The organism is Desemzia sp. AGC72 (assembly GCF_057334175.1).
Genome location: NZ_JBHFIG010000004.1, coordinates 14,164 through 40,849 on the forward strand (window position 1 = coordinate 14,164; position 26,686 = coordinate 40,849).

The following is a 26,686-nucleotide window of genomic DNA, read 5'->3' on the forward strand; positions in this document are numbered from 1 at the left end:
AGGTTTAGTAATGAAAATGAAGAAAATTGTTGCTTCATTAATGTTAACAGGAGGATTATTATTAGCGGCTTGCGGAAATGGTGAAAGCAATGCTACTGAAGGCGGAGGTGGAGCAGACGGAGAACCGTTAACACTGACGTTCTTTAGTGCAGATTTAACGCAAGATGATCCGTTTACAAACCCTGTAGCAGAAAAAATCACGGAAGAAACAGGTATCAAACTTGAAATCTCACATCCAGTTGGTGGAGATGAACAAGCGGTTCCTTTAATGATTGCTAGTGGTGATTATCCCGATATGATTTTTGCTAAAGGCGATATCAATAAAATGATTGACGCAGGCGCTCTGGTTCCTTTAGATGATATGATCGAAGAACGCGGAGACAATCTTAAAAAATTATATGGAGATCAAATGGATCGTCTAAGAAATAGTCTAGAAGATCCTCAAATCTATCATTTAGGAACCGGCGGAGTAACGAATACTTATAATGTTACAAGCGGAACGAACCAAATTGCTTTGAAAGTTCTTAAACAACAAGGTTATCCAGAAATCAAAACATTGGAAGATTATGAAAAAGCTTTAACTAATTATATAGCTGAAAATCCAACTACTGAAGATGGTAAAGAACATATCGGATTGAGTTTATTAGGAAGTGACTGGCGTTGGTTGATCACTGTAGGAGATCCTGCGATTCAAGCTGCTGGACTACAAAGTAATGGACAATGGGACGTTGATAATGAGACGGGAGAAACTGTATACAAATTCCAATTGCCTGAATTAAAAGAATACTTTAAATGGATGAACCATATGAATGATATCGGTTTATTGGACCCAGAATCTTTTACACAAACCTATGATACTTATATTGCAAAACTATCATCTGGGCAAGTACTGGGATTAGCTGATCAAGACTGGAATTACATGTCTGCTGTAGCTGCTTTAAAACAAGAAGGTAAAGATGAAAGTTTGTGGGCACCGCTTCCTACTACTTTAGGTGAAGAATATGTTTCTCAAAGTACTGCAGATTATGGATTTACAGGAACAACAGGTATTTCAATCACCTCTACTTCAGAACACCAAGAGGAAGCATTTGATTTCTTAGACTGGATGGCTTCAGAAGAAGCTCAAATCTTAGTGAACTGGGGAGTTGAAGGCGTCAACTATGAAATGGTAGATGGCAAACGCGTTCAAACGGAAGAAGATCGCGAAAACTCAAATACAAATGCGAATTACAACGTTGAGTCCGGTATTGGAGCATACATTTGGCCATTCCCATCTTGGGGAACAGGCGCAGTAGATTCTAATGGACAATCAATCACTCGTTCAACTCGTGAAGATGTCGTTGCCAACTATACTGATGCAGATAAAGAAGCTCTGGAAGCTTATGGGGTTGACCTATGGGTAGATACATTCCCTAGTCCAGAAGAATTAGAAACACCTAGACATGGTAAAGCATATGAGTATGTATTGCCTTCAAGCAGTGATGTAGCCATCATCCAAACTGAAGCAGACGACTACACAACTCAGAAAGTAACAGAAGCTATCTTGGCAAGTCCTGAAGACTTTGATGCGATTTGGGAAGAAATGCAACAAGGATTACTGGATATGGGTATTGAGAAAGCGAATGCTGAAATGACTGACTTAACTCATCAACGTCTAGAATTATGGGGCGAAGAATAAAAAAATCATTGAATGATTTAATGTTCAATTATGAATCATTCCTTGTAACCAAGATGTCCATACATTCCTAAGGTTGAGAGAAAACGAATGGAAAGTACTTGCATAGACATTTTATGCGGCTACTTTCCATTTTTAATATGAAATAAGGGGGAAGATGATTGAATTATATTTGTTTTGATATAGGCGGTACTTTTGTGAAACATGCAGTAGTTGAAGAAAATGGAAATATTCTTACACAAGACGTTTTGCCGACTGTGCATGAAAATAAAGAATTGTTCGTATCTTCTTTGCTGCAGATCATTACACGGTACGAGAAATTATATGAAGTAAACGGTATCGGAGTAAGCATGCCGGGGGTTGTTGATCCGACAGTTGGCGTATCGGTCACAGCAGGTGCCATTTACAGTTTATATGGAGAAAATATATTAGAAGCTTTAAGAGAGTCTGTTCCTTACCCAGTTACGATTGAAAATGATGCGAATTGTGCATTGCTTGCTGAAAAATTAAACGGGAAAGCGGTTGAAAATAAAGATGTTATCTTACTGACTATTGGAACAGGAATCGGTGGAGCCATCATGGTAAACGATCAATTGATTCATGGCAGCCAATTTAAATCAGGTGAATTTGGCATGATGCGGATAAATCACTCTGTAAACCCTAACCAAACGTTGCACGAATTGGCTTCTACGACAGCATTAGTTCAAAGTTATCAAGATCACTTTGGAAAAGACGAAACGATCAATGGAAAAGAAATCATGATGCAGATGCGTCAAGATGAAGCTGTTGAACGGGTCGTCAAAAAATGGACAGAAAATATTGCGGTAGCCATTTTCAATATCGCAACCTTTATGAACCCTGAAAAAATTTTAATTGGAGGAGGCATAAGCGCTGATCCTCTGCTGCTTCCAATGATCATGGATGCAGTACAGCAAAATATCCATTGGCAAGATTTTGGAGTTCCGATAGAGATTTGTGCACATAAAAACAATGCTGGTTTACTTGGAGCGTTGTATTGTCTCTTACAAGAACCAGAAACGATAAAAAACTAAGAAAGGGGTAAATTATGCATCACCAACAATTAGACGAATTTCCAAAGCAATTTTTATGGGGAGCAGCTTCAGCAGCTTACCAAATTGAAGGAGCATATGCTGAAGACGGAAAAGGACCTTCGATATGGGATGAATTTTCTAAGATCCCCAATAAAACCGTTCAAGGAACAAACGGAGACGTAGCTGTAGATCATTATCATCGTTATAAAGAAGATGTGCAATTGATGGCAGATATAGGAATGAAAGCTTACCGATTTTCTGTAGCTTGGTCCAGAATCATTCCAGATGGAGAAGGGGAAGTGAATGAAGCAGGGATACAGTTTTATGCAGATTTGATCGATGAGTTGATTCACCACAATATTGAGCCTGTATTGACCCTATACCATTGGGACTTACCTTTAGCGCTGCAAGAAAAATATGGCGGTTGGGAATCCAGAAAATTGGTCGGGTTCTTTAAAAAATACTGTGAAGTATTGTATGACCGATTTGGAGAAAAGGTTAAATATTGGGTGACATTCAACGAACAAAATGTCTTTACTGCGATGGGGTATCGTTGGGAGAGTCATCCGCCAAACACATCAGACGTGAAAAGAATGTTCGAAGCCAACCATGTTATTAATTTAGCTAATGCAGAAGCTATTCGGTCGTTTAAAGAACGGGTTCCAAATGGTCTGATCGGGCCAAGTTTTGGATATGGGCCGATGTATCCTTTAACAGCGAATCCAGCAGATGTTTTAGCTGCTGAAAATGGCGATGACTTCAACAACAGCTGGTGGTTGGACGTTTATTGTAAAGGCAAGTACCCAGTATTCACCTTTAAACAACTGGAAAAATTAGGTGTTGCTCCAACTGTTCTTCCTGAAGATGAAGCATTGTTGCAATCAGCTAAACCAGATTTCCTAGGCATCAACTATTACCATGGGGGAACAGCCAGAGAAAATATGATCGATAACAAAGAAAATGCAGCACATACTGAAAATAAATCTTTTTCTGCAACAGATCCTTACTTGATGCAGCCAAAAGAAGAACAGTCAAAAAGCCCTGAAATCCCAATGTTCCAGTCCGTCAGCAATCCTTATTTGAAAAAGACCGATTGGGGATGGGAAATTGATCCCGTCGGATTCAGAGTTGCTCTTCGTAAAGTCTACGCTCGCTATGACTTGCCGATATTTATTACAGAAAACGGCTTGGGTGCTATAGATGAGTTGACAGAAGAAAGAACGATCGAAGACGATTACCGGATCGATTACTTAAAGGAACACATCCTTGAAATGCAAAAAGCCATAACAGATGGAGTCCCGATAATCGGGTATTGTGCATGGTCCTTTACAGACTTATTAAGCTGGTTGAACGGCTACAAGAAACGGTATGGGTTTGTATATGTCGATCGAGACAATGAAGACGAAAAAGAATTGGAACGTATCCCGAAAAAGAGCTTTTACTGGTACAAAGATTTGATTCAAACAAATGGAAAAAATTTAACTGAAAACTACAGCGAGGTGCAGAAATGAAATTTTTAGATGGTGGATGGTTAGTAAAAGAAGGCTTTGAAGTAAATTATCCGGCTCATGTTTATACAACAAGAGCATCAGAAAACAAGTTAACCCTATACGCTCCATTCCGTTACATTGGAGACAAAGGGGCAACATTAGACGGCGGAATGTTGACGGTAGAATTATCTTCTCCAAGAGAAAACATTATTGGCGTGAAATTGTATCATCATAAAGGTCAAATAAATCACGGACCGAATTTTGAACTGTATCCGAACAACCCAGCAGTTTCGATTGAAAGTGCTGATGGGTCAAGCAGCTTGATCAGCGGGAATCTGGAAGCGATTGTTTCTCACGAAGATCCTTACAAAATCACTTTCAAAAAAGACGGTAAAGTATTGACGACAAGCGAGCCTAGAAGCCAAGCATATATCACGAATAAAGACGAAAACACAGCGTATATCAGTGAACAATTATCTTTAAACGTTGGAGAATTGATCTACGGTCTAGGTGAGCGTTTTACATCTTTTGTAAAAAATGGACAAACAGTTGACATGTGGAATGCTGATGGCGGAACGGGAACAGAACAAGCATATAAAAATATTCCGTTTTATATGAGCAACCGCGGCTATGGTGTATTTGTCAATTCACCGCAAAAAGTGAGTTATGAAGTGGCAAGTGAAAAAGTATCGCGTGTACAATTCAGTGTTCCAGGAGAAACAATGGAATATTTCATCATTGCTGGAGATACAATGAAAGATGTATTGACTAATTACACTGATTTAACTGGAAAACCGGCAATGCCTCCAGCATGGTCATTTGGATTATGGTTGAGCACTTCTTTCTTAACAGATTATGATGAAGAAACAGTAAACAGCTTTGTGGATGGAATGATTGAAAGAGACATCCCTCTAGAAGTTTTCCATTTTGACTGTTTATGGATGGAAGAATTTGAATGGGTCAACTTTACTTGGGATAAACGCATGTTCCCAGAACCTAAAAAAATGCTGCAGCGATTGAAAGAAAAAGGGTTGAAGATCTGTGTTTGGATCAATCCGTATGTTGCGCAAAAATCAGTGATGTTCGATGAAGGAATGGAACATGGCTACTTCTTAAAACGTCCAAACGGAGATGTATGGCAATGGGATAGATGGCAAGCCGGATTAGCGGTTATTGACTTCACAAATCCACAAGCTGTCGAATGGTACCGCGGAAAATTAACAGAACTGATTGACATGGGGGTCGATTCGTTCAAAACAGACTTTGGTGAACGTATCCCAACAGATGCTGTTTACTATGACGGTTCTGATCCAGAACGCATGCACAATTACTATGCTCAAGTATATAACCAAGTTGTGTTTGATTTATTGAAAGAAAAACGCGGTGAAAATGAAGCGGTAGTATTTGCCCGTTCTGCTACAGCCGGTGGTCAGAAATTCCCGGTACACTGGGGCGGAGATTGCACATCAGATTACCCGTCAATGGCAGAATCATTACGTGCAGGATTGTCTTTCGGGATGAGCGGATTTGGTTATTGGAGTCATGATATTGCAGGATTTGAAGAAGGTTCAAACCCTGATTTGTATAAACGCTGGACTCAGTTTGGACTATTGTCTTCACATAGCCGCTATCATGGAAGTAAAGAGTACAAGGTTCCTTGGTTGTATGGAGAAGAAGCTGTAGAAGTGACGCGCAAGTTTACTAAATTAAAATTAAGCTTGATGCCTTACTTATTATCTCAAGCCGTTAAAACGTCATCTGACGGTGTACCAATGATGCGGTCTATGGTTCTGGAATTCCCAGAAGACTTAGCTACTCATACATTAGATAGACAGTACATGCTAGGAGAAAACTTATTAGTTGCGCCAATCTTTAACGACCGCGGAGAAGTTGATTTTTATGTGCCGAACGGTCGCTGGACGAACTATTTGACTAACGAAGTATTGGAAGGCGGAAGATGGTACCATCAAGTTCATGATTACATGTCGCTTCCATTATTAGTAAGACCTAACAGTATCTTGATTGAAGGTTCTACAGACGATAAAGCAGAGTACGACTATGCTGAAAACGTTGCGATCCACGTGTTTGAAATCGAAGACGGAAAATCTGTTTTTGAAAATATTTGCGATACTCAAGGACAAGAAGTGGCCACCATCACAGTGACTAGAAACCAAGATACATTAGAAGTTCAAACAAGTGGACTAAATGAATACCGTATCGTCTTGCACAATGTAGCAAGTGTCTCTGAAGCATCAGGTGGAGAAATCAAAGAGACTACACAAGGAACGATTGTTTCAACCACTCAAAAAACGATCACAATCAAACGATAAACTTTTCTTAGGGGGATAATCAGTGGCAAAAAAATTATTCGACCGCATGTTGTACGGCGGAGATTACAATCCAGAACAATGGCCTAGAGAAATCTGGGATGAAGATATGCGTATCTTCAAAAAGGCATCAATCAATACTGCTACTATCAACGTTTTTTCATGGGCTAATTTGCAACCTTCTGAAAATGAATATGATTTTAGTGAATTAGATGAAATCATTGAGATGCTGACAACAGAAAATTACGATATCGTATTGGGTACATCCACAGCAGCTTTGCCTGCTTGGATGTGCAGAAAATACCCTGATGTGACTCGAGTAGATTTTGAAGGGCAAAAACATCATTTTGGACACCGTCACAATCATTGTCCGAATAGTCCGAACTTTAGACTATTTGCTCAAAAACTAGTCTCCAAGTTAGCTGAACGCTATGGAGATCATCCAAATGTCAAAGTATGGCATATCTCAAACGAATACAGCGGTGAATGTTATTGTGACAACTGCGCTAAAGCGTTTAGAGTATGGGTCAAAGACAAATACAAAACGATCGATACAGTTAATGAAGCTTGGAATATGACGTTCTGGGGACATCGTTTGTATGACTGGGAAGATATTATTCCACCAAATTATTTAGGAGATGGAATCAGCGATACAGCCGCAGCATTTGCCGGTCTATCGATTGATTACCGTCGCTTTAATTCCGATAGTCTATTGGCCAATTTTGTGATGGAAAGAGAAGAGATACGGCACTATGACGAGATAACTCCCGTCACTACGAACTTAATGGGAGCTTATAAACCACTAGATTATTTCAAATGGGCAAAAGAAATGGACATCGTTTCATGGGATAATTACCCAAGCCACAATACGCCATTAAGCCACACAGCTATGAACCATGATTTGATGAGGGGGTTGAAAAACGGACAGTCCTTCATGTTGATGGAACAAACGCCAAGCCAACAAAACTGGCAGCCGTATAACTCTTTAAAACGACCTGGTAAAATGCGTGCACAAAGCTACCAAACGATCGCTCATGGAGCTGATACGATTCAATTTTTCCAAATGCGCCGCTCTAAAGGAGCGACTGAAAAGTTCCATGGAGCTGTAATCGAACATGTTGGTCATGAAGCCACGCGTGTTTTCCGCGAAACAGCTGAGTTAGGAAAAGAACTGGCTCAATTAGGAGATACATTAATTGGTGCTGAAACGAAAGCTAGAGTAGGAATCTTATTTGATTGGGACAACTATTGGGCACTAGAATATACTAGTGGACCTACAGTCGATTTGTATTATGTGGATCAAATCCAACGTTATTATGAAACGCTGTACAAAAACAATGTGGCCGTTGATATGATTCCATTAGACGCAGACTTTGAAAAATATGACGTCGTCTTAGCACCAGTATTGTACATGGTCAAAGAAGGAGTCGCTGAAAAAATTGAGCAGTTCGTAGAAAATGGCGGAACATTCTTAACCACGTATATGAGCGGAATCGTCGATCAAAGCGACAATGTACATCTTGGCGGTTATCCAGGTCCTTTGAGAAAGTTATTAGGAATCTGGGTCGAAGAAGTGGATGCATTAGCACCCGAAAAGAGAAACACCATTGAATGTGTTAAAGGTGAATGGAACAAAAATTCCTACGAATGCCGAATGTTATGTGATTTACTGCATCTAGAAGGTGCAGAAGCAGTAGCGCATTTCTCTAGTGATTTCTATAAAGGGATGCCTGCTATCACGAAAAACAGCTTTGGAAAAGGGGAAGCTTGGTATGTAGCTACTCTTCCAGAACAAGAGATGCTTCAAGAGCTCATTGATCACTTATTAGAATCCAAAGGAATCACTGGATTTGGAGTTCAACCTGAAGGTGTTGAGATCACAAGCCGGATCAAAGAAGAGAAAGAGTACGTTTTCGTTATGAACCATACAGAAGAAGAAAAAACTGTTACTGTTCCATTTGAAGATTATCAAGAATTATTGACTTCTGATGAAGGCAGCGAAGAACTGGTGCTAGAACCTTTTGGAGTTCGAATCTATACTAAAAAGTAAAGCGAAAAGAATAACCCTCACTATCGAAACTTTGATAGTGAGGGTTATTCATTGATTATTTATTGGCTTCTTCCCGTTGTTTTTCGGCAGTGATACGAGCAACACGTTCACTGATTTTCATGAACGGTATATAAATGAAGACACCCATTACAATAATGAGGATTTGAACGATAACAGCTCTCCAATCTCCAGCCGTAGCGAGGTACGCACTGATCAATGGAGGAGTGGTCCATGGAGTGTAAACAACGGTACGATCCATAAATCCTAAGGTGGTAGCAAAGTAGGCAACGACAATGCTGACAGCAGGAACCAAAACAAATGGAATCATCATCGGCAGGTTAAAAACGATTGGATAACCAAAGATGATGGGTTCGTTGATGTTGAAGAGACCTGGAGCAGTAGCTAACTTAGCTAAGTCTCTGGATTGTTTTTGCTTGCTTAAAGCAAAGATGGCAATCAGCAAAGTAATCGTGCTACCAGTACCTCCAATTAAAGAAAAAGTTGACATAAACGAACTATTGATGATATGAGGAATTTCAGTTCCATTAGAATAAGCCAACATATTTTCATTCATATTGGTCAAGAGAAAAGGATCTAGTAATGCACCATTGATAACAGTTTGATGGATCCCTAAAGTGAAGAGGAAATTCCCTGTACTGTAGATCAAAATAGTACCTAATAAACTAGTGTTGACGGCTCTTAGCGGTTCTTGGATCAAGGTTGAAATCAATGTGATCAAATCTGTTTGAAAAAGTACCGTCAGTACAAGACCGATAATACCAAATAATGAAAGGACTAAAATAACAGGAATCATCGTGCTGAAAGATTTTCCAACTTGAGGAGGAACATTCTCCCCTAAATTTAATTGCAATCGTTTAAAGCCAGATAACGCGATAAATAATTCTGTAGCTATTAATCCAATGATAATTCCTGCAAACATGCCAGTTGTTCCTAAGTTTCCATAGGTCAAAATATTAGAAACTTCGATCATTTCCTCTGAACCATTTGGAGCAACAGATACAGAAGTAGGCATCATGATTACTAATGCCGAAATAGCTACAGCAGCAGAAGCGATAGGGTTAGGAAAATCTCTGTTTCTAGATAAATTATAAGCAATCATCGGAGCAATCAATAAACCTGCGATATTCAACGTCCCATTCGTTATCGTATTTCCCCAAGTTTGAGCAACAACAAGTATATCTCCTTCAAAAAACCATGGAAATACAACGTTGTTTACGAGTACGGCGACCCCAGCTAAAATGAACAGCGGCATCAATACAGCAAAAGCATCACGCAAAGAACGAAGATGAAGTTGATTTCCTAATTTAGCAGCAAACATTGCGAATCTATCTAAAAAAGACATTTTTTCAGATGAATCATTCATTGTAATAGCCTCCTAAAAATCAATCTAAGTTTTCACCATTGCTTTCAATAACTTTTTTGAACCAGGCAAAGCTTTTTTTAGGAATTCTGCGCATATCTTTTAAATCGTGGTTTTCACGATTAACGTAAACGACCCCGTAACGTTTTCGCATATCGCCTTGAGAACTTAAAATATCGATCAATCCCCAACCAAGGTAGCCGATACAATCAACACCATCCAAGAACATAGCATCTTTCATAGCTTGCAAGTGATCGCGGTGGTAGTCGATTCGATAATCATCTTGGATCAGTTCATCTTCCGGCAATTCTTCAATTACTCCGATACCATTTTCGATAGGGAAGACGGGTAATTTGTATCGATTGTACATGTCTCTAAGAATACTTCTGAATCCTATAGGATCGATTTGCCATCCCCATTCAGTAGCTTCCAGATTGGGATTCGGCTGACCGCCAATTTCTCGGTATTGATAAATCGGTGTATCTTTGGTGATCTTATCAGCGCTGATGGTAGAACTTGCATAATAGCTGAGTGACAGCCAATCGCTTTTCATTTCTGCTAATGTTTCTTCATCACCTTCTTCGAATTCAGGCATCAAATCATTTTTTGCTAAATAAGCTAACATGAAAGCAGGATACTTTCCGTTTGTAAAAACATCTAAATGGAATTGGTTGGTAAAGTCATCTACGAGTTGAGCAGCCAGGTTATCTTCTGGTTTGGAAGTTGCAGGGTAGACTTTATTGTAGGCCACCATACCGCCGATTTCGCAATTTGGTGCCGTTTTGTGGAGATAATTGGCGATCTCTGAATGAGCAATCAAGGTGTTGTGCTGAAGTTGATACAATTCCTTTTCAGTTCCGTCACCACCTAACAGCCCACCTATTTGAAAACCATGAGGCATAGCAAAAATGTTTTGTTCATTAAAAGTGATCCAATATTTTACTTTGTCTTTATAGCGATCTACAATGAGTTTTCCATAACGAACAAAAGCGTCTACTACATAACGAGATAAAAACCCCCGGTTTTCTTCAGCAAGATGCAAAGGCATATCAAAATGATATAAACAAATCATCGGTTCGATTCCGCGTTCTAATAAATCATCGATAAAGCGGTCGTAAAAGGCTAGACCTTCTTCATTAAGTTCACCATCCCCATTGGGAAATACACGTGACCAAGAAATTTGAAAACGATAGCAGTTCATACCTAATTCTTTCATATAATCAAAATCTTCTTTGTAACGATGATAGCTGTCTGTAGCGACTTTCCAATCAGAAGTATGTTCACTGGCTTCTCTGATATCGTAGACTGATTTTCCTTTCCCTCCTTCGTTCCATGCACCTTCTGTTTGCATGCTGGAAACAGAATTTCCCCATAAAAATCCTTGCGGTAACTGTGATGGCATAACTACAAAACTCCTTTCTATTTTTAAGATAATCGTAAACGTTTACAAATAAGTTGTCAATACAAATTCATCATAAAGCATTGTTCTATTTAAACGATGAATAGGTGTGTTATTCACACAGTTTTTGCTGCAAAATCCAAGAACGTAAAATAAAACTTGTGTAAAAGAAGGATTCGTGCTAATATAATCTACATGCGATGAGTTGACCGGCAATCAGATGATTTATCATTTCGCTTCGGCGACATAGTGATTGCCAAAAATTAGACAGGGCACATGTGCGTAAGCACACTGCAGGATGCAGGTGTTTGGATCCCTCTGTTTTGTGGAATTCATGGAACCTATTTAATGAAAATTGAATACTGTCGAAAAAGCTGCAAATGGTCCTTCTTAGGAAGGTATCATTTGCAGCTTTTTTTAGTTATTTTTATTTGATGGCAGTTAGTTCTTTCAATGCGCCAACTTGGTAACTTAGATAGGTATAATTTTGTTTAAGATACATATCTTTAGGAGTATCTTCTGCATCAGCGACCAGAATGACTGTTTTGGAACCAGCTGTTTCCATGACGAATAGTTGGATTTCTGTACCTACACCTTGTTTTTGGTATTCTTCAAGCACAAAAAAATTGTCGATTTCAATGGTATCTTCTTGTTCAAGCAAATCAACACTGCCCACAGGAATACCATCTAGATAAGCAATCACTTGTTGTATAGCAGGGTCATCAAAATCTTGGTCGTAAAGATTTTGCTTTTGATCTGCAAAAGTTTCACTGATATCAGTATCTTGTACTCGATTAATTTGCTTAAAACTCTTTAACGATTCTTCTGTAACGAATTCGACAGTAACAGCAGGATTTCTTTTGGTAGGAATGAAGTTTTTAGGATCAATAGCGTACAATTCTAAGATCTCAATTCCATAGCCATTTTTCGATAAGTACTCGATGATAGGTTCAGTAAACCCATAGTCTTCCGGCCAATAAAATTTAACATGATTCATGTCCATATCTTCATGAAACTCCAGTAATATTTTTTCAATCAATATAAACTCTTCTAAAGTGGGCTGGTATTTCAATCGCATAAAATTATAGTCGTACATAAACCGAGCCTCGTGATTGTGGTAGAGCTTATAAAATTCATTTTCTTCAATCAACTCTGTTTTTGAAGTGATAGTATCAAACGTAATCATAGTGACCCTCATTTTCATAGTATAGGTAAAACAACTCTCTGCATGGCAGATAAGGTATCTTGATTATACCAGTATAGATAAGGGAATGAAATATCGATATGTGTTGGGAAAATTCCCAGCAAATGAGAAAAATGTTTAAATTGAAAGCGTTTTCCCTAATTGGTATAGCGCTGTTGTGTATAAAAAAACTAAATGATATAGTTTACACAAGAAAGCGATTACATAAAAGGAGGGCATCAAGAAAATTAACAGCTTATAGCAAATCACTTTTAAAAAATCTTTTTAATAGAGAGTAAAGGAGATGTAAGCAAATGATGGAAAAACTGCAACGATTCGGTGGAGCCATGTTTACACCGGTATTACTATTCGCTTTTAACGGTATTATTTTAGCTCTTGCAATTGCAATGCAAAATGACTTGATCATGGGAGGGCTTGCTGCTGATGGCAGTCTTTGGTCAGAAGTCTGGTCCATTATTGAGACCGGCGGATGGACCATTTTCAATAATATGGAATTATTATTTGTGATCGGACTGCCGCTTGGTCTAGCTAAAAAAGCCAGTGGTCGAGCTTCTTTAGAAGCATTCTTGATTTATATGACATGGAACAATTTTATCGCTAAAATGCTTGAACTATGGGGCCCATCTTTTGGGGTCGACTATAGCCAAGAAGTAGGGGGAGTTAGTGGTCTTAAACTGATCGGCGGTGTGAAAACGTTGGATACTAACCTTATAGGAGCTATCGTTATTGCGGGTATCGTTGTTTTTATCCACAATAAATTCTTTGAAAAGAAAATTCCTGATTGGTTAGGCGTTTTTCAAGGGTCTTCACTAGTTGTCATCATCGGATTTATCTTAATGTTCCCGTTAGCGCTTTTGACATCTTGGGGATGGCCGGCAGTTCAAAATGTTATCGCTGCTATGCAAGGATTTTTACAGACTTCAGGAGCATTTGGAGTTTGGATCTATGTATTCTTGGAAAGAATATTGATCCCAACTGGATTGCATCATTTTATTTACCAACCATTTATCTATGGTCCAGCTGTTGTGGAAAATGGAATCACGGCTTTTTGGTTGAACAACTTAGATTACTTTGCAAGTACAGAAGGCTCTTTAAGAGAATTGTTCCCGCAAGGCGGTTTTGCATTACACAACGTGTCTAAATTGTTTGCTCCTCTTGGTATTGGGGCAGCATTAGTAGCAACTGCAAAACCAGAAAAGAGAAAACAAACAATTGCTTTAGTTGTACCTACTGCTATGACAGCTGTTTTAGCAGGGATCACAGAACCTTTTGAATTCACCTTTTTATTCTTAGCTCCGCAATTGTTTGCCGCTCATGCTGTTATCGCAGCGACATTAGGCACAACTGTTTACTTATTAGGAGTAGCAGGGGATGTAGGTAGTGGATTACTAGCGGTTATCTCTCAATTTATTGTACCGATGTCAGCAACTCACTTAGATGCTGTCTTGATTTTATTTGGTACTGGATTAGTCTTTAGCGGTATTTACTTCTTGGTTTTCCGATTTGCCATTTTAAAATGGGACATCAAAACACCTGGCCGTGAAGATGCAGAAGATGTAAAAATGTATCGCAAAGCGGATTATAAAGAGAAGAAAGCACAAGAAAAAAATGGGGCAACAGTTACCGCTTCTCAATCAGATGATCCTTACTCTTTAAGAGCAGCATCATTCCTTGAAGGTTTAGGCGGTTTTGAAAATATCAGCCGTATCAATAATTGTGCGACTCGTTTAAGAGTCAGCGTGCACGATGACTCTCTAGTCAAAGAAGATGGTTTCTTCAAACAAAATGGAGCACATGGTTTAGTGAGAAAGGGCAATGCTTTGCAAGTCATTGTAGGTTTGGATGTTCCTCAAGTCAGAGAAAAGTTTGAAGACATGGTTAACCAAGGCAACTCAGAAACAGATAATGATCTGAATGTTAATCAAGGTACAAACCTGACATAAAATTGTGGAATACAAAAAAATATAGTAAAAGAAGGAGATTTTATTTATGACTTTGAAAGAACAATCAATCGTTGTTGCAGGTGGCGGAAGTACGTTTACTCCAGGGATTATTATGATGTTATTAGAAAACTTAGATAAGTTTCCGATTCGTCAAATCAAATTCTATGACAATGATTTTAATCGTCAAAAACAAATCGCGGATGCTACGGAAATCATTCTGAAAGAAAGAGCACCTCAAATCAAATTCGTTGCTACGACTGATCCAGAGGAAGCTTTTACAGATATTGACTTTGTGATGGCTCACATTCGAGTAGGAAAATATGCGATGCGTGAAAAAGATGAGAAAATACCGTTGAAATACGGAGTCGTTGGTCAAGAAACGTGTGGTCCGGGAGGAATAGCATACGGAATGCGTTCTATCGGCGGAGTTCTGGAATTGGTGGATTATATGGAAAAATACTCCCCAGATGCTTGGATGCTGAATTATTCTAATCCAGCAGCTATCGTAGCCGAAGCAACACGCAAATTACGCCCGAACAGCAAAATTATTAACATATGTGATATGCCTGTAGGAATCGAAGCAAGAATGGCAGAGATTTTAGGGTTAGAGTCTCGTAAAGATATGACGATTCGCTACTATGGATTGAACCACTTTGGCTGGTGGACAGACATTCGGGATAAAGATGGAAATGACTTGATGCCGAAAATAAAAGAGCACGTAGCAGATCATGGATACGTTACACCCGGTGAACTAAACGGTCGTCCAGAAGAAGAAATAGAACCAAGTTGGATGCATACGTTTGGAAAAGCTAAAGAAGTTTATGCATTGGATCCAAAAGTATTGCCGAATACTTATTTGAAATACTATTTCTACCCACAAGACGAAGTAGAACACTCAAATCCTGAGCATACACGGGCTAATGAAGTCATGGAAAACCGCGAGAAAAAAGTCTTTTCTGAGTGCAACCGTATCGCAAACATAAAATCAGCTAAAGACGCAAAATTAGTGACAGATGACCATGCTTCTTATATCGTCGACTTAGCTCGTGCGATCGCCTACAACACAAGAGAAAGAATGTTGTTGATCGTTCCGAATAATGGATCTATCGTAAACTTCGACCCGACAGCTATGGTAGAGATTCCTTGTATTGTAGGGTCACAAGGACCAGAACCGTTGACGATGGGTGAGATTCCTCGTTTCCAAAAAGGTCTGATGGAACAACAAGTTGGAGTCGAAAAATTAGTCGTTGAAGCTTGGGCGGAAGGCTCATACCAAAAACTATGGCAAGCATTGACATTGTCAAGAATCGTGCCAAATGCTAGAATTGCGAAACAAATATTGGATGACTTGATTGAAGCCAATAAAGAATACTGGCCAGAATTAATTTAATTAATTTGACTGCAAGTTAACCCAACTCCTAATACCTCTGTGTTATACTAAGACTAGTTTAAGTGAACAAACAGTCTTAGTATTAACGGAGGTGTTTTTGTTATTGGAGTTAGAAGCCTTGATCAATGACCATTACCACGAACTAAATGAAAACGATTTACATATTTTATCTTTTATCGTGAATCATAAACAGGCAGTCCATCAAATGACGATCACAGAATTAGCCAAATTGACCTTGACCTCTAAGTCAACGATCTTGAGACTGACTAAAAAGTTGGGCTTCTCAGGTTATAGTGAATTCAAATACAGCTTGAGACATGAAAAAGCGAAAGAAGCTCAAGATTTGAATACGGTCAAATTTGTGGATCTGCAACAAAAAGATATTGAAACAACTAAAAAACTTTACAGCCAAACGGATATTAATCCTATTGTAGAAGCTTTGCATCAAGCTGACCGTATTTTTTGCTATGGAACGGGTTGGGGGCAAAGGGATGTGCTATCGAATTTTAGAAGAAGTATGGTTCCAGTCGGCAAGTTTCCGATAGTGTTGTCAGCATTGAAAGAATTAGAAATGGCCAGCACTACTTCTATGACCTCAAAGGACTTAGTGATTTTCGTCTCGCTCAGCGGGGATATTATAGAAGTAGATAAAATCATGAATCTATTGATTTTAAAAGAAATCCCTATATTGTCGATCACTAGTTTTCGCAATAATCAAATGGCATCAAGAGCAACATTCAATCTTTATTTTCAAACCACTCCAGTGCTGGTACAAAATGAAGAAATTTATTCGTTCCTGCCTTTATATGTAACAACCGATCTGCTTCAACGTTCATATATAGATCATGTGTTGTTTTCAAACAACAGAAATAACTAAAAAGAAGAAGCTGGAATTTTCCCAGCTTCTTCTTTTTAATTATTTAACGCATCGTCGATCATTTCTTGAGGTACAGTAATATTGTTCATTTCATTCATGTCTTGATAAGTTTAATGGACTTTCATGACGAGTTCATGACCGTCTTGGATACCAGAAAGCTCATTAAAGACCTCTTTGATGATAAGAGTCTCTTTGTCTATGGATATTTTAGTATTTTGGTTAACTTCATCAGGGGAAAGAAGACCAAAATTTAAAGAGCAGGGAGATTCGAAGGAAGCATATAAATCGGTATTTTTCCCTTGAAAAGTGTAGGTAAAGACTTCTTCATTTTCAGTCAGTTCCCCAATCTTACTGATCGATTCAACAATAGGAACAATATGAGGATAAGTCGTGCCCGTACTTTGGAAAAGTTCATCTTGTTGGCTCGACATATCGATCCTTCCTTGATCCTTGAGATTCATGTAAGCTTTGTCGTCAACTGAATAATATTGTTGTGTTAATGTTTCACCGGCTGCAGGCTCATTTATAGTGCCATAAGATTAAGATTCTGTTCGTTGATGACAATATCTGATTTGCTCGTGCTTTCTTGTATGACTTCACCTGATTCATGATTAGTTACAGAAATGGAAAGATCGATCAACGCGTGGTAGGTTTTGACCAAAGAACCGTTTTCTTTTACATCACTTATAACTGCTTCACTACTTAAAGATTTTTCACAACCAAATGAAAAGAGAAGAATTATTAAAGAAGTTTTAAGTACACTTTTCTTCATTTTTATCCCCAGCTCTGGGCCAGTTACCCATTCTCGATGCTTCGACTTAAAAGTAGTCAGGTTACATGTTTAATGCAATTTTATGTTAACGTCGTTGAAAAAGAACTTCTTTCTAATACCATAAGACTTATGGCATAATAAAAGCAATTGAACACTACAAAAGGAGAATTGAATTGGACAAACAACGCTTATATATGATCTCATTGGATGCATTCGGTTCGCAAGATTTGGCTTATGCCAAAACACTCCCGAATTTCAACTATTTATTGAATAGAAGTGCAGTAATAGAAAAAGTCGAGACCGTTTATCCTTCATTGACTTATATGGCTCATACATCTGTGGTGACTGGAATGTATCCAATTAACCATGGAATCCTGAACAATACATATCTTCAACCAAAAAGAGTTTCTCCTGACTGGCATTGGTACGCGAAAGATATCAAAGTTCCTTCACTATTTGATGCAGCCCATGAAAAAGGATACAAAACAGCTAGTTTTCTGTGGCCAGTAACTGGTCGGAGTCAGGCGATCGATTACAATTTTGCAGAAATCTTCCCTAATCGCCAGTGGCAAAACCAAGTTATGGTGTCGTTATACTCTTCTAGTCCCAAGTTTATTATGGATCTCAATCGAAAATATGGACATCTAAGAAAGGGAATCCAACAACCTGAACTGGATGAATTTTTGACAGCCGGTATACTGGATACGATAGAGACTAAAAACCCTGATTTATTGGCTATCCATTATGTGGAACTAGATAGTATGAGACACAAATATGGAGTCCATTCGCCACAAGCAAAAGAAGCTATTCGCAATATGGATCGCCACTTAGGTCAAATCATTGAAGCTATGAAACAAAAAGGGATTTTTGAAGAAACAGTGATTGCAGTTTTAGGAGACCACTATCAAATCGACACGCATACTGTGATTCATTTGAACAATTATTTTGAAACATTGGGGTGGTTGAAGAAGAACCAAAGAGGACAAGTGAAGAAATGGAAAGTTATTGCAAAAAGTGCAGACGGAGCAACTTATATTTATACTAAACCCAATATGAACTTGCAATTGGTAGCGGAAGAACTTGGGAAACTGGCTGAAGGAATCGAATTTATCTATACGCAGCAGCAAGCAATGGAATTAGGCGCCGACAGTACGTGCAGCTTTTTAGTTGAAGCCAAACGAGGATATTACTTTTCTGATAATGAAGGTCCTTTGTATGAGAAGACAGCAGGTACTGATTACCATAAAGCAACACATGGTTTTTCCCCAACGAAAGAAAATTATGACACAATGATGTTTATTTCAGGTCCTGGCATCAATCAACAAGCGCAGATTGCTTTTGCTCGATTAGTAGATGAAGCACCGACTTTATTATATGCAATGGGATATGAATTCATTCACGAAATAGATGGAGTTATTTTAAAAGACTTGTTTGTAACATCTGAGGAGTAAGAAGGTGTAAAAACTAGTTTTTTTAATAAAAATGAAAACAAAAAGAGCTGGGAATGGAGATCTCAGCTTATTTTTGCTATTCAGTTAGCTTCTAAAGCGAGTTCGTCTTGGATACGCTGGAATTCTAGCTTACGAACGTCTCTTGGTAAGAAGCAGCGAATTTCATCCGCATTGTAACCTACTTGGATTCTTCGTTCATCCGTAAGAATAGGTCTTCTAATGAGCTCAGGATTCTTATGTATCAAATCCAGCAACTTTTCCAGGGACAATTCTTCAATATCGACGGTGAGATTTTGATAAGCATGAGAACGGTAAGAAATAATTTCTTCAGTTCCTTCTTCTGTCAAACGAAGAATACTTTTCAGCTCATCAATAGATAGGGGGGTAGCAATAATGTTTTTTTCAACATACGGCAAGTGGTGTTCGTCTAACCATGCCTTTGCTTTTCTGCAGGATGTACAACTGGGGGTAATATAAAGATTAATCATATTTATCTCTCCTTTACTTATGTAGCAATTAGGGATAAAGCGATTTCAGTCATTATCATATCCCTTTTATTAAAAAAAAGCAAGAAATTTGACTTTTTATATTTGCTCATTCTCATAGTTCTAACATTTAGCTTGAAAAATTTATTAGAAAAACGTCCATTGAAACTAAAAAATAGTTTAAATAAAGTGTATTTTTTTTACTTAAGTACATTTCTCGTTATAATATACTCAACAAATCCTTATCCTGAATTTTCTAATGGCTACCTCAAAAATTAAAAGGAGGAAATAACAATGAATGACTTGAAAAAATTGATCTTAGCAAGTATCGGTGGAGTTTCAATGACGTATGATAAAGTCGAAGAGATGGTTGAAAAATTAGCTTCAAGAGGTCAAATTACTGTAGAACAAGGGAAAAAATTAAGCGAAGAATTGATGCGTAAGGGAAAACAAAAAGATGATAAGGTCGATAAGGATGAAGTACAAGCTATTTTGCTTCAAATGAACGTGGCCCAACGCAAAGATATTGAAGAATTAGAGTTGAAAATTGCAGCTTTAAACGCGCAAATCGATGAGATGGTAGAAAATAACGAGTAGGGGTGATTTTGTGCCTTCAAGTGGAGAAAGATTACGTGAAATCGTGAGAGTTTTGGCAAAATATGGATTTGGTCATATTTACAACACACGTGTCCGCTCACAAAAAAAAGAACAGGATCCTAAAAAATTGCGGCAAGCTTTTGAAGAATTAGGACCTGGATTCATCAAAATAGGGCAGATTCTTTCTACACGAAGAGATATCTTACCCATTGAATACATTACAGAATTATCTAAGCTGCAAGACGAAGCACCTTCTTTCCCATTTGAAGAAGCAAAATCGATTTTTGTAAAAGAATTTGGACAGAAAATAGAAGATGTTTTTGAAAAAATTGACGAAAAACCTTTGGCTAGTGCTTCTGTATCCCAAGTACATCGCGGTAAATTATTTACAGGAGAAGAGGTCATTCTTAAAGTACAACGTCCTAATATGGAAACTACTCTCTTACAAGATATCGATTTGTTTATTCGAATTGTAGATCGTGCACCGAATATTTTTAAAGATTTTTTAGTCAGTCCCAAAGAAGCCTTTGAAGAGATTCGCCAAACATCGAAAAGAGAATTAGACTTCCGAAATGAAGCCAATGCGATACTACGTTTTGGCGAATTAAACAAAGAGATAGCGTGTGTGGATGTGCCAAAAGTTTTCCTATCCTTCAATTCTAAACGAATCATTGTAGAAGAATACATTGAAGGGTATAAGATTTTAGATATTGAAGCACTGAATGAAGCCGGATATATCCGAGAAGATATTGGAGAAAAACTGATGCTGGCTTTTTTATCTCAGGTTTTTAAAGACGGGTTTTTCCATGGCGATCCTCATCCAGGGAATTTAATCATTAAAGAGGGGAAAATCTATTTTATTGATTTTGGTATTATGGGGCAATTATCCAGCGAGAATCGAGACCACTTGAACCAATTGTTAAAAGCAATCGTCATGCAAGATTTAAATCAGCTGATGAATACGTTGTTAAAAATTGGCGTGCAAAAGAAGCGAATTGATCGAGCACGTTTTTACGAAGATTTGAATTACTTGGTAGAAACCTATTTAACCGCAAATTTCAGTTCTATCCAATTTGGAACGTTGATTGCGGATGTTTTGGATGTCACTCGTAAACACAGCATTTCTATGCCAAGCGAATATACCGTTCTAGTTCGAGCGCTAACGATGCTAGAAGGTTTGATTACTGATCTGGCTCCTGATTTAAATGTTGTGCAAGTAGCAAAAGGCTATTTATCTGAGAGTGATAACTTTAAACTGTTCGAGCCTATCAGCAGTGAAAAATTGCTGCTGAATTCTGTTAAATTTGCAAAAGGTATGGTAGAGTTGCCTATGCAGGTCTCTAAACTCTTTGAAAATTTGAATAACGGGCGAACGAAAATCAAATTGGATCTAGTGAATATGGATGATAAATGGACTGGACTAAATAAAATGGTCAATCGTGTTGTTTTTGCTTTGATTGTTTCTGCATTGATACTGTCTTCGGCATTGATTATTTTTGCTGCAGAAAGAACAAGCACCTCATGGTTGGGTATTATATTTTTCCTTGGCGCCGGTTTTTTAGGACTATGGTTGATCATTTCTATTATCCGTTCAGAGAGGCTGTAATGGGCGGATGAACAAATAAATAAGAAAGGGAAAAGAGCTGAAACTCTTTTCTCTTTTTTGATGCCTCGTTATATGATGGAATAGTGTATAATAAATGATGAGAGCGAGGAATTTAAAATGAAAAAGCCTATTAAGAAGACAGCAAAGAAAAAAGAAAGTAATATACATTTGGTCGTAAAAGAAGAGACAGAATTATTAGATTTTCTGCTGAATCAAAAAGTGAAAAGTAGCCGAAACTCTATCAAATCAATATTGAGCAGAGGACAAATAACTGTAGACGGGAAAGTTGTAAAACAATTCAATTATACTTTGACTGCCGGTCAAGTAGTGAAAATAGAAGATAATAAAGCTGCCCAAAAGCAAAGTGAACTGATAGGAATCTCTATTCTGCATGAAGATGAAGACATTATTGTTGTAGATAAAGAGGCTGGTATTTTATCAATAGCTGCAGGTCATCAGAAAGAAATGACGGCTCATAGACAACTCAATATTTACGCAAAACAAGAAAATCCTAACAACCGTATTTTCGTGGTGCATCGTTTGGATAGAGATACTTCAGGTGTGATGCTGTTTGCCAAAAGTGATGCAGTTAAACAAAAAATGCAGCAAAATTGGAAAAATATAGTGAAAGAAAGAATTTACACTGCTTTAGTCGAAGGAGACGTCAAAGATGAGGCCGGAACAATAGAGTCATGGTTGACGGAGAATGCTAAATCTTTCAAAGTTCATTCAAGTCCCAGAGATAATGGAGGACAGCATGCTGTCAGTCATTATAAAAAATTACGTTCAAATGGAATTACCAGCTTGCTGGAAGTCCAATTAGAAACCGGTAGAAAAAATCAGATTCGTGTGCATATGGCAGACATCGGGCATCCAGTAGTAGGGGATAAAAAATACGGATCAACAGTCAATTACATGAAGCGTTTGGGCTTGCACGCTACTACGATCGCTTTTGAACACCCCACTACAGGCGAAGTGGTGCGCTTTACTTCTCCGGTTCCAAAGGTATTTTACACAAAAACGAAATAATCGGACTAAAGTTGGAAGAAAAAACATCCAGAGTTGAGTAAACTATGTTAAGGAGGTAAGACATATGACATACCGTTTTAGAAAATTTGGAATAAAAACACTATTGATCACAGGATTGGTGGGTGGCTTCATCACTAGTCCGCTTACTGCAAATGCAGCTGAAGATGGAATAGACACAACTGTCGTCAATGAAAAATGGGGTAAACCCACATTTGTTTATGGTGGCGGATTATCCGATTCAGAAGTAGATGAAACTGAGGAACTCATTGGGATCGAAAATCCCGATAATGTCGTCAGTGTAAATGTTACCGGGGACGAACTCGTAAAATACTTAGGAACCGGATCTGGAAATACATCCAGCTTGATTTCATCTGTATTAGTAGAAAAAGAAGATGATGGTCATGGAGTTGTCGTGGATATCAAAACGCCAGAAAACATCACGCAGATTACTCAAGAACAATACGCTAATGCTGCCATCACGGCTGGTGTTGCAGATGCTACGATTGAAGTAGCCAGCATCCGTCCAGCAACAGGTGAGAGTGCCTTGACAGGTATTTATAAAGCTTTTGACGTAAACGGGGAAGATTTGGATCAAGACCGAATGGAAGTAGCTCAAGACGAGCTGGAGACAACCAATGATATCGCTCAGGAAAATGCAGATAATGGGGAATTTGATCCTGCTAAATTAGACCAAGCCATTATTGAAATCAAACAATCTTTAGCTGAATTGAAAGAACAGCAAGGAGAGTTGGCAACTAAAGAAGATATTGAACGAATCATCAATGAAGCTTTAGCAAATAACAACTTAGAAAATGTTGTGACTCAAGAACAGATTGATCGTTTGATGAGTTTGTTTGAAAATTACCAACAAACAGCAGCTATCGATTCCGAAGCTGTAAAAGAGCAATTGAACAATTTATCCAAAGTTGTCCAATCGAAATTCGGCGACTTCATCGATAACGCAGAATCTAGCGGTTTCTTTGACAAAGTCGGTAATTTCTTCAAGCAAATCTGGGAAGCTATCACAGGATTATTCAACTAAATCTAATTGCAGAAAGAGACTGACAGTAACTTTTGTCAGTCTCATTTTTTAGTTTGTCGGCTATTAGTCAAGTGACATTAATCGGAATACTCAATTGACTAATAGAGGGTATCTATTAATCGATTGAAGATAGAATAGAACGTCAATTGATTAATAGAGTGCAGTTATTAATCAATTGGGATGAACAAAAATACTCACTTGATTAATAGGAGCAAATATACCTCATTAATAAACAAAAAAGGAAGGGGACAAGAAATGTCCCTTTCCTTTTTTTATATAAGTGAATGGTTATAAATTGATATCGATTTTGATGAAATTTTTGAAACGACCCACTATAGCGTCGATAAATTTAACCGTCAATTCATCTGTCAATGTACCATTTTCATCAAATTTCTCATGTACAGAACCAACAAATACATCATTACCACCAGCTGAAGGCATAACGTAAGCAGCAACACCTAGCGTATCTAAAATATCGCGTAGATGGATTTGGGCCTTAACTGTTCCTAAAGCACCCATTGAAGCGCCCATAATCAAAACTTTTTTGCCTTCCATTTCTCTGCCTGAGCGAGAAACCCAGTCTAAAGCATTTTTTAATACGGCTGGAATAGAAGCGTTGTATTCTGGAGTAGCGATAACTACTGCATCAGCATCTTTTACTAAAGCTTGGAAATCACGCACTTCTTGACCAGGATTTGCTTCGATTTCTTCATTAAAGAATGGCAAATTGCCGATTTCTGCAACTTCAATACCTAATTCTGGGTAAGTTGTTGCTAGATGGTTTACTAATTTTAAGTTGTATGAATCTTTTCTTAAACTACCTACTAAGGCTACTGTTTTCAATAAAACGACCTCTTTCATCAGTTAATGTTTTACAGAAATTATCATACCATTATAGGTTTCCATTTAACAAGGAAAATTACTATCTTAAAGGAAGAAATTTTATAAAAAGTAATTAAAAATCAAAATGCTTAAGCAAACCAGAGTCGCTTAATGAAATTAGAAAACAATAAATATTTTGTGATTTTTTTAACAAAATCTAATTTACAATTTTTTACGGATGCATTATAGTTGAAATAGCACCTCAGTAAAACTGAGAAGGGGATGGAAATCGACATGCAATTGTATACCAAAAGAGGCGATTTCGGGAACACGAATCTCATTGGCGGGCGAACGGTCTCAAAAGACTCGACAATAGTGGAAAGCTACGGAACCATTGATGAATTGAATTCAATAGTAGGCTATATTGTTAGTCAAGTCAGTGAGGAAGATGTAATGATCAAAAATGAACTCATCAAATTACAGCATGATTTATTTGACTGCGGGACTGATTTGTCTACACCTCAAGGGTTGAAGGAGTATAAAGTACAAAAAGACTTATTAGATTGGATCGAAGAGAGAATTGATCAATATGCAGAAGAAGCGCCTGCGATCGAAAAGTTTATTATTCCTGGTGGAGATTCTGTTGCTGGATTGTTACATATAGCTCGAACAGTGACGAGAAGGGCTGAGAGAGTGGTCGTCGCATTGAGCAAAGAAACAAAAGTGAATCCTGTAGTAGCTGTTTTTATCAATCGTTTATCAGATTATTTCTTTGCACTGGCTAGAGTTATTAACTACAGACACGGAGTAGAGGAACCTTTTTACGAACGTGGAGGAGTCGTTTTTCATACAGATTTGAAAAAAGAAGCCTTACCTAGAACTAAATATGACGATTGAAAAATGGAAGTTGGTGTAAATCCAGCACGGTCCCGCCACTGTAAGAAGCTTATCGCTTTAAGTCAGGTCTTTTTTTCAATAATTCCTATAAAGAAGAGGCTTCGAGGCAAAGTGCTCTTTTATTCTTTTGAGTTCTAATAGGCTGTTTTCATCGTGCTATCTTAGAGCTTTTTTATATGTAACAAATCAAAAATTTATTATCAGGAGGAATAGAAATGGTCCATTCAATCAAATTAATTCTTTTAGTGTCGTCAGCTCTTTTAGTAACGGCCTGCGGGAGCAGCAGCCAAGAAGCAGACTCAACATCTACTATCTCTACGGAGTCCAGCGCGATTGAGGCAATGATATCCGTTTCTTTTTCATTTGAAGAAGACGGACAGGGATTCACAGACTTAGCTAAAGACGTTGAAGTTCAAGAAGGACAATCAGTGTTGGAGGCGTTAAAAGAGAACTATGAGGTAGTGGAAGAGGGAGGTCTGGTCAGTTCCATCGAAGGACATGAACAAATTGAAAAAGAAAGTAAGTATTGGTTATACACAGTTAACGATGAACAGCCAACTGTTGGAGCAAACGACTATATTCTTGAAGAGGGTGATGAAGTGAAGTGGTCATTAAATGCCTACTAATCAGTCTTTTAGAATCCGGCGAGTCCATCATATAGCTTTACTGGGAATGCTCACAACATTGTGTTATGTCAGTCGGCTGGTATTTCAATTTTTACCGAATGTCCAACCTGTAACAGTTATTTTATTATTGGTCACGATGTTATTAGGAATGAAAGACGGTTTTATTGTTTCTTTATTAAGCGTAGTGATTTCCAATATCAATTTAGGGTTAGGAGTATGGACTCTTGCTCAAATAACTTCTTTTTCAATCATCATCATTCTGACAGGATTAATCAATCGTTACGTATCACTTGAGCGGTTGCCGTTTTTTTGGATGGTTGTCTATGCCGGTTTAACTGGCTACATTTATGGATTTATCATTTCTGCTGTACAAGCGCCTTTTTTCGGTATTCAAAATTTTTGGGCATATTATTTGTCGGGATTCCCTTTTGACACACTGCATGCACTTGGCAATAGCGGATTTTATCTAATATTAGCGCCTATATTGATTCCTTTGATGAAAAAGCTGATGAAACGTTATTATGCTTAAATCTATTAAATAAAACAAAAAAATCAGGTCCGGGATTCCGGA

The 26,686-nt window shown here is 38.0% G+C and carries 23 protein-coding genes and 1 riboswitch; of the genes, 16 read left to right on the forward strand and 7 right to left on the reverse strand.

The features are described from left to right. The first annotated feature begins 10 nt into the window (after nt 1-10). The 5 genes from ACE025_RS02700 to ACE025_RS02720 all read left to right on the forward strand — a co-directional run bounded on the left by ACE025_RS02700 (nt 11) and on the right by ACE025_RS02720 (nt 8,594). Complete coding sequence (locus ACE025_RS02700; protein ID WP_485937223.1) at nt 11-1,678, forward strand: ABC transporter substrate-binding protein; 1,668 nt, start codon at nt 11-13, stop codon at nt 1,676-1,678. A gap of 158 nt (nt 1,679-1,836) precedes the next feature. Continuing rightward, the gene (locus tag ACE025_RS02705) at nt 1,837-2,727 is read left to right on the forward strand and encodes an ROK family protein (protein ID WP_485937225.1); all 891 of its coding nucleotides are present in this window, start codon (nt 1,837-1,839) and stop codon (nt 2,725-2,727) included. A 14-nt stretch (nt 2,728-2,741) separates the two neighbouring features. Then, nucleotides 2,742-4,238, forward strand: coding sequence for a glycoside hydrolase family 1 protein (locus tag ACE025_RS02710; RefSeq protein ID WP_485937227.1), 1,497 nt, complete (start codon nt 2,742-2,744; stop codon nt 4,236-4,238). After that, a complete protein-coding gene (gene yicI, locus ACE025_RS02715) occupies nt 4,235-6,547 on the forward strand; it encodes an alpha-xylosidase (protein ID WP_485937229.1) in 2,313 nt (770 codons plus the stop codon). Before ACE025_RS02710 ends, yicI begins: the two co-directional genes overlap by 4 nt. 46 nt (nt 6,548-6,593) lie before the next feature. Beyond that, nucleotides 6,594-8,594, forward strand: coding sequence for a beta-galactosidase (locus ACE025_RS02720; RefSeq protein ID WP_485937474.1), 2,001 nt, complete (start codon nt 6,594-6,596; stop codon nt 8,592-8,594). 55 nt (nt 8,595-8,649) lie between these two features. Here ACE025_RS02720 and ACE025_RS02725 read toward each other — a convergent pair whose 3' ends face one another. The 3 genes from ACE025_RS02725 to ACE025_RS02735 form a co-directional block, all read right to left on the reverse strand. Further along, nucleotides 8,650-9,978 carry a PTS sugar transporter subunit IIC gene (locus ACE025_RS02725; protein WP_485937231.1) on the reverse strand — a complete coding sequence of 443 codons (1,329 nt, stop codon included), beginning with the start codon at nt 9,976-9,978 and terminating at the stop codon, nt 8,650-8,652. Nucleotides 9,979-9,997: 19 nt separating this feature from the next. Next, entirely contained in the window at nt 9,998-11,377 is a 1,380-nt protein-coding gene (locus ACE025_RS02730; RefSeq protein ID WP_485937233.1) for a glycoside hydrolase family 1 protein, read from the reverse strand. 424 nt (nt 11,378-11,801) lie between these two features. After that, the gene (locus ACE025_RS02735; protein WP_485937235.1) at nt 11,802-12,560 is read right to left on the reverse strand and encodes a GNAT family N-acetyltransferase; all 759 of its coding nucleotides are present in this window, start codon (nt 12,558-12,560) and stop codon (nt 11,802-11,804) included. A 311-nt stretch (nt 12,561-12,871) separates the two neighbouring features. Between ACE025_RS02735 and ACE025_RS02740 the strand changes: the two genes are divergently transcribed. The 3 genes from ACE025_RS02740 to ACE025_RS02750 all read left to right on the forward strand — a co-directional run bounded on the left by ACE025_RS02740 (nt 12,872) and on the right by ACE025_RS02750 (nt 16,788). Continuing rightward, nucleotides 12,872-14,521, forward strand: a complete 1,650-nt coding sequence (locus ACE025_RS02740; RefSeq protein WP_485937237.1) for an alpha-glucoside-specific PTS transporter subunit IIBC — start codon at nt 12,872-12,874, stop codon at nt 14,519-14,521. A gap of 46 nt (nt 14,522-14,567) precedes the next feature. Beyond that, complete coding sequence (locus tag ACE025_RS02745; RefSeq protein ID WP_485937239.1) at nt 14,568-15,911, forward strand: 6-phospho-alpha-glucosidase; 1,344 nt, start codon at nt 14,568-14,570, stop codon at nt 15,909-15,911. A 103-nt stretch (nt 15,912-16,014) separates the two neighbouring features. Next, nucleotides 16,015-16,788, forward strand: coding sequence for a MurR/RpiR family transcriptional regulator (locus ACE025_RS02750; protein WP_485937241.1), 774 nt, complete (start codon nt 16,015-16,017; stop codon nt 16,786-16,788). Nucleotides 16,789-16,898: 110 nt separating this feature from the next. Here the strand turns inward: ACE025_RS02750 and ACE025_RS02755 are convergent, their stop codons facing one another. Beyond that, nucleotides 16,899-17,219 carry a hypothetical protein gene (locus ACE025_RS02755; protein ID WP_485937243.1) on the reverse strand — a complete coding sequence of 107 codons (321 nt, stop codon included), beginning with the start codon at nt 17,217-17,219 and terminating at the stop codon, nt 16,899-16,901. Between the two features lie 92 nt (nt 17,220-17,311). Next, on the reverse strand, nt 17,312-17,560 hold the full coding sequence (locus ACE025_RS02760) for a hypothetical protein (RefSeq protein WP_485937245.1): 249 nt from the start codon (nt 17,558-17,560) through the stop codon (nt 17,312-17,314). 173 nt (nt 17,561-17,733) lie between these two features. Between ACE025_RS02760 and ACE025_RS02765 the strand changes: the two genes are divergently transcribed. Beyond that, nucleotides 17,734-19,011, forward strand: coding sequence for an alkaline phosphatase family protein (locus tag ACE025_RS02765; RefSeq protein ID WP_485937246.1), 1,278 nt, complete (start codon nt 17,734-17,736; stop codon nt 19,009-19,011). An 80-nt stretch (nt 19,012-19,091) separates the two neighbouring features. On the opposite strand, the gene spxA is transcribed toward ACE025_RS02765, so the two are convergent. After that, nucleotides 19,092-19,499 (reverse strand): transcriptional regulator SpxA, encoded by a 408-nt coding sequence (spxA, locus tag ACE025_RS02770; RefSeq protein WP_485937248.1) that lies wholly within the window; start codon nt 19,497-19,499, stop codon nt 19,092-19,094. A gap of 291 nt (nt 19,500-19,790) precedes the next feature. On the opposite strand from spxA, the gene ACE025_RS02775 reads away from it, so the two are divergent. The 4 genes from ACE025_RS02775 (at nt 19,791) to ACE025_RS02790 (ending at nt 23,770) form a co-directional block, all read left to right on the forward strand. Continuing rightward, complete coding sequence (locus ACE025_RS02775; protein WP_485937250.1) at nt 19,791-20,093, forward strand: phasin family protein; 303 nt, start codon at nt 19,791-19,793, stop codon at nt 20,091-20,093. A gap of 10 nt (nt 20,094-20,103) precedes the next feature. Next, nucleotides 20,104-21,699: an ABC1 kinase family protein gene (locus tag ACE025_RS02780; protein ID WP_485937252.1), complete on the forward strand. Its 1,596-nt coding sequence runs from the start codon at nt 20,104-20,106 to the stop codon at nt 21,697-21,699. Nucleotides 21,700-21,816: 117 nt separating this feature from the next. Then, nucleotides 21,817-22,728 (forward strand): RluA family pseudouridine synthase, encoded by a 912-nt coding sequence (locus ACE025_RS02785; protein ID WP_485937254.1) that lies wholly within the window; start codon nt 21,817-21,819, stop codon nt 22,726-22,728. 64 nt (nt 22,729-22,792) lie between these two features. Continuing rightward, nucleotides 22,793-23,770, forward strand: a complete 978-nt coding sequence (locus tag ACE025_RS02790) for a DUF1002 domain-containing protein (protein WP_485937256.1) — start codon at nt 22,793-22,795, stop codon at nt 23,768-23,770. 288 nt (nt 23,771-24,058) lie between these two features. On the opposite strand, the gene ACE025_RS02795 is transcribed toward ACE025_RS02790, so the two are convergent. Further along, the gene (locus ACE025_RS02795) at nt 24,059-24,613 is read right to left on the reverse strand and encodes an NADPH-dependent FMN reductase (protein ID WP_485937258.1); all 555 of its coding nucleotides are present in this window, start codon (nt 24,611-24,613) and stop codon (nt 24,059-24,061) included. 273 nt (nt 24,614-24,886) lie between these two features. Here ACE025_RS02795 and ACE025_RS02800 point away from each other — a divergent pair, with 273 nt between their 5' ends. From ACE025_RS02800 to ACE025_RS02810, 3 genes are all read left to right on the forward strand, one after another. Then, nucleotides 24,887-25,489, forward strand: a complete 603-nt coding sequence (locus ACE025_RS02800) for a cob(I)yrinic acid a,c-diamide adenosyltransferase (protein ID WP_485937476.1) — start codon at nt 24,887-24,889, stop codon at nt 25,487-25,489. Further along, nucleotides 25,471-25,614: riboswitch (adenosylcobalamin (AdoCbl) riboswitch) on the forward strand. Its footprint overlaps the gene before it by 19 nt. Nucleotides 25,615-25,704: 90 nt before the next feature. After that, nucleotides 25,705-26,115, forward strand: coding sequence for a DUF4430 domain-containing protein (locus tag ACE025_RS02805; protein ID WP_485937260.1), 411 nt, complete (start codon nt 25,705-25,707; stop codon nt 26,113-26,115). Continuing rightward, nucleotides 26,105-26,644 carry an ECF transporter S component gene (locus ACE025_RS02810; RefSeq protein ID WP_485937262.1) on the forward strand — a complete coding sequence of 180 codons (540 nt, stop codon included), beginning with the start codon at nt 26,105-26,107 and terminating at the stop codon, nt 26,642-26,644. Before ACE025_RS02805 ends, ACE025_RS02810 begins: the two co-directional genes overlap by 11 nt. The last annotated feature ends 42 nt before the right edge of the window (nt 26,645-26,686 follow it).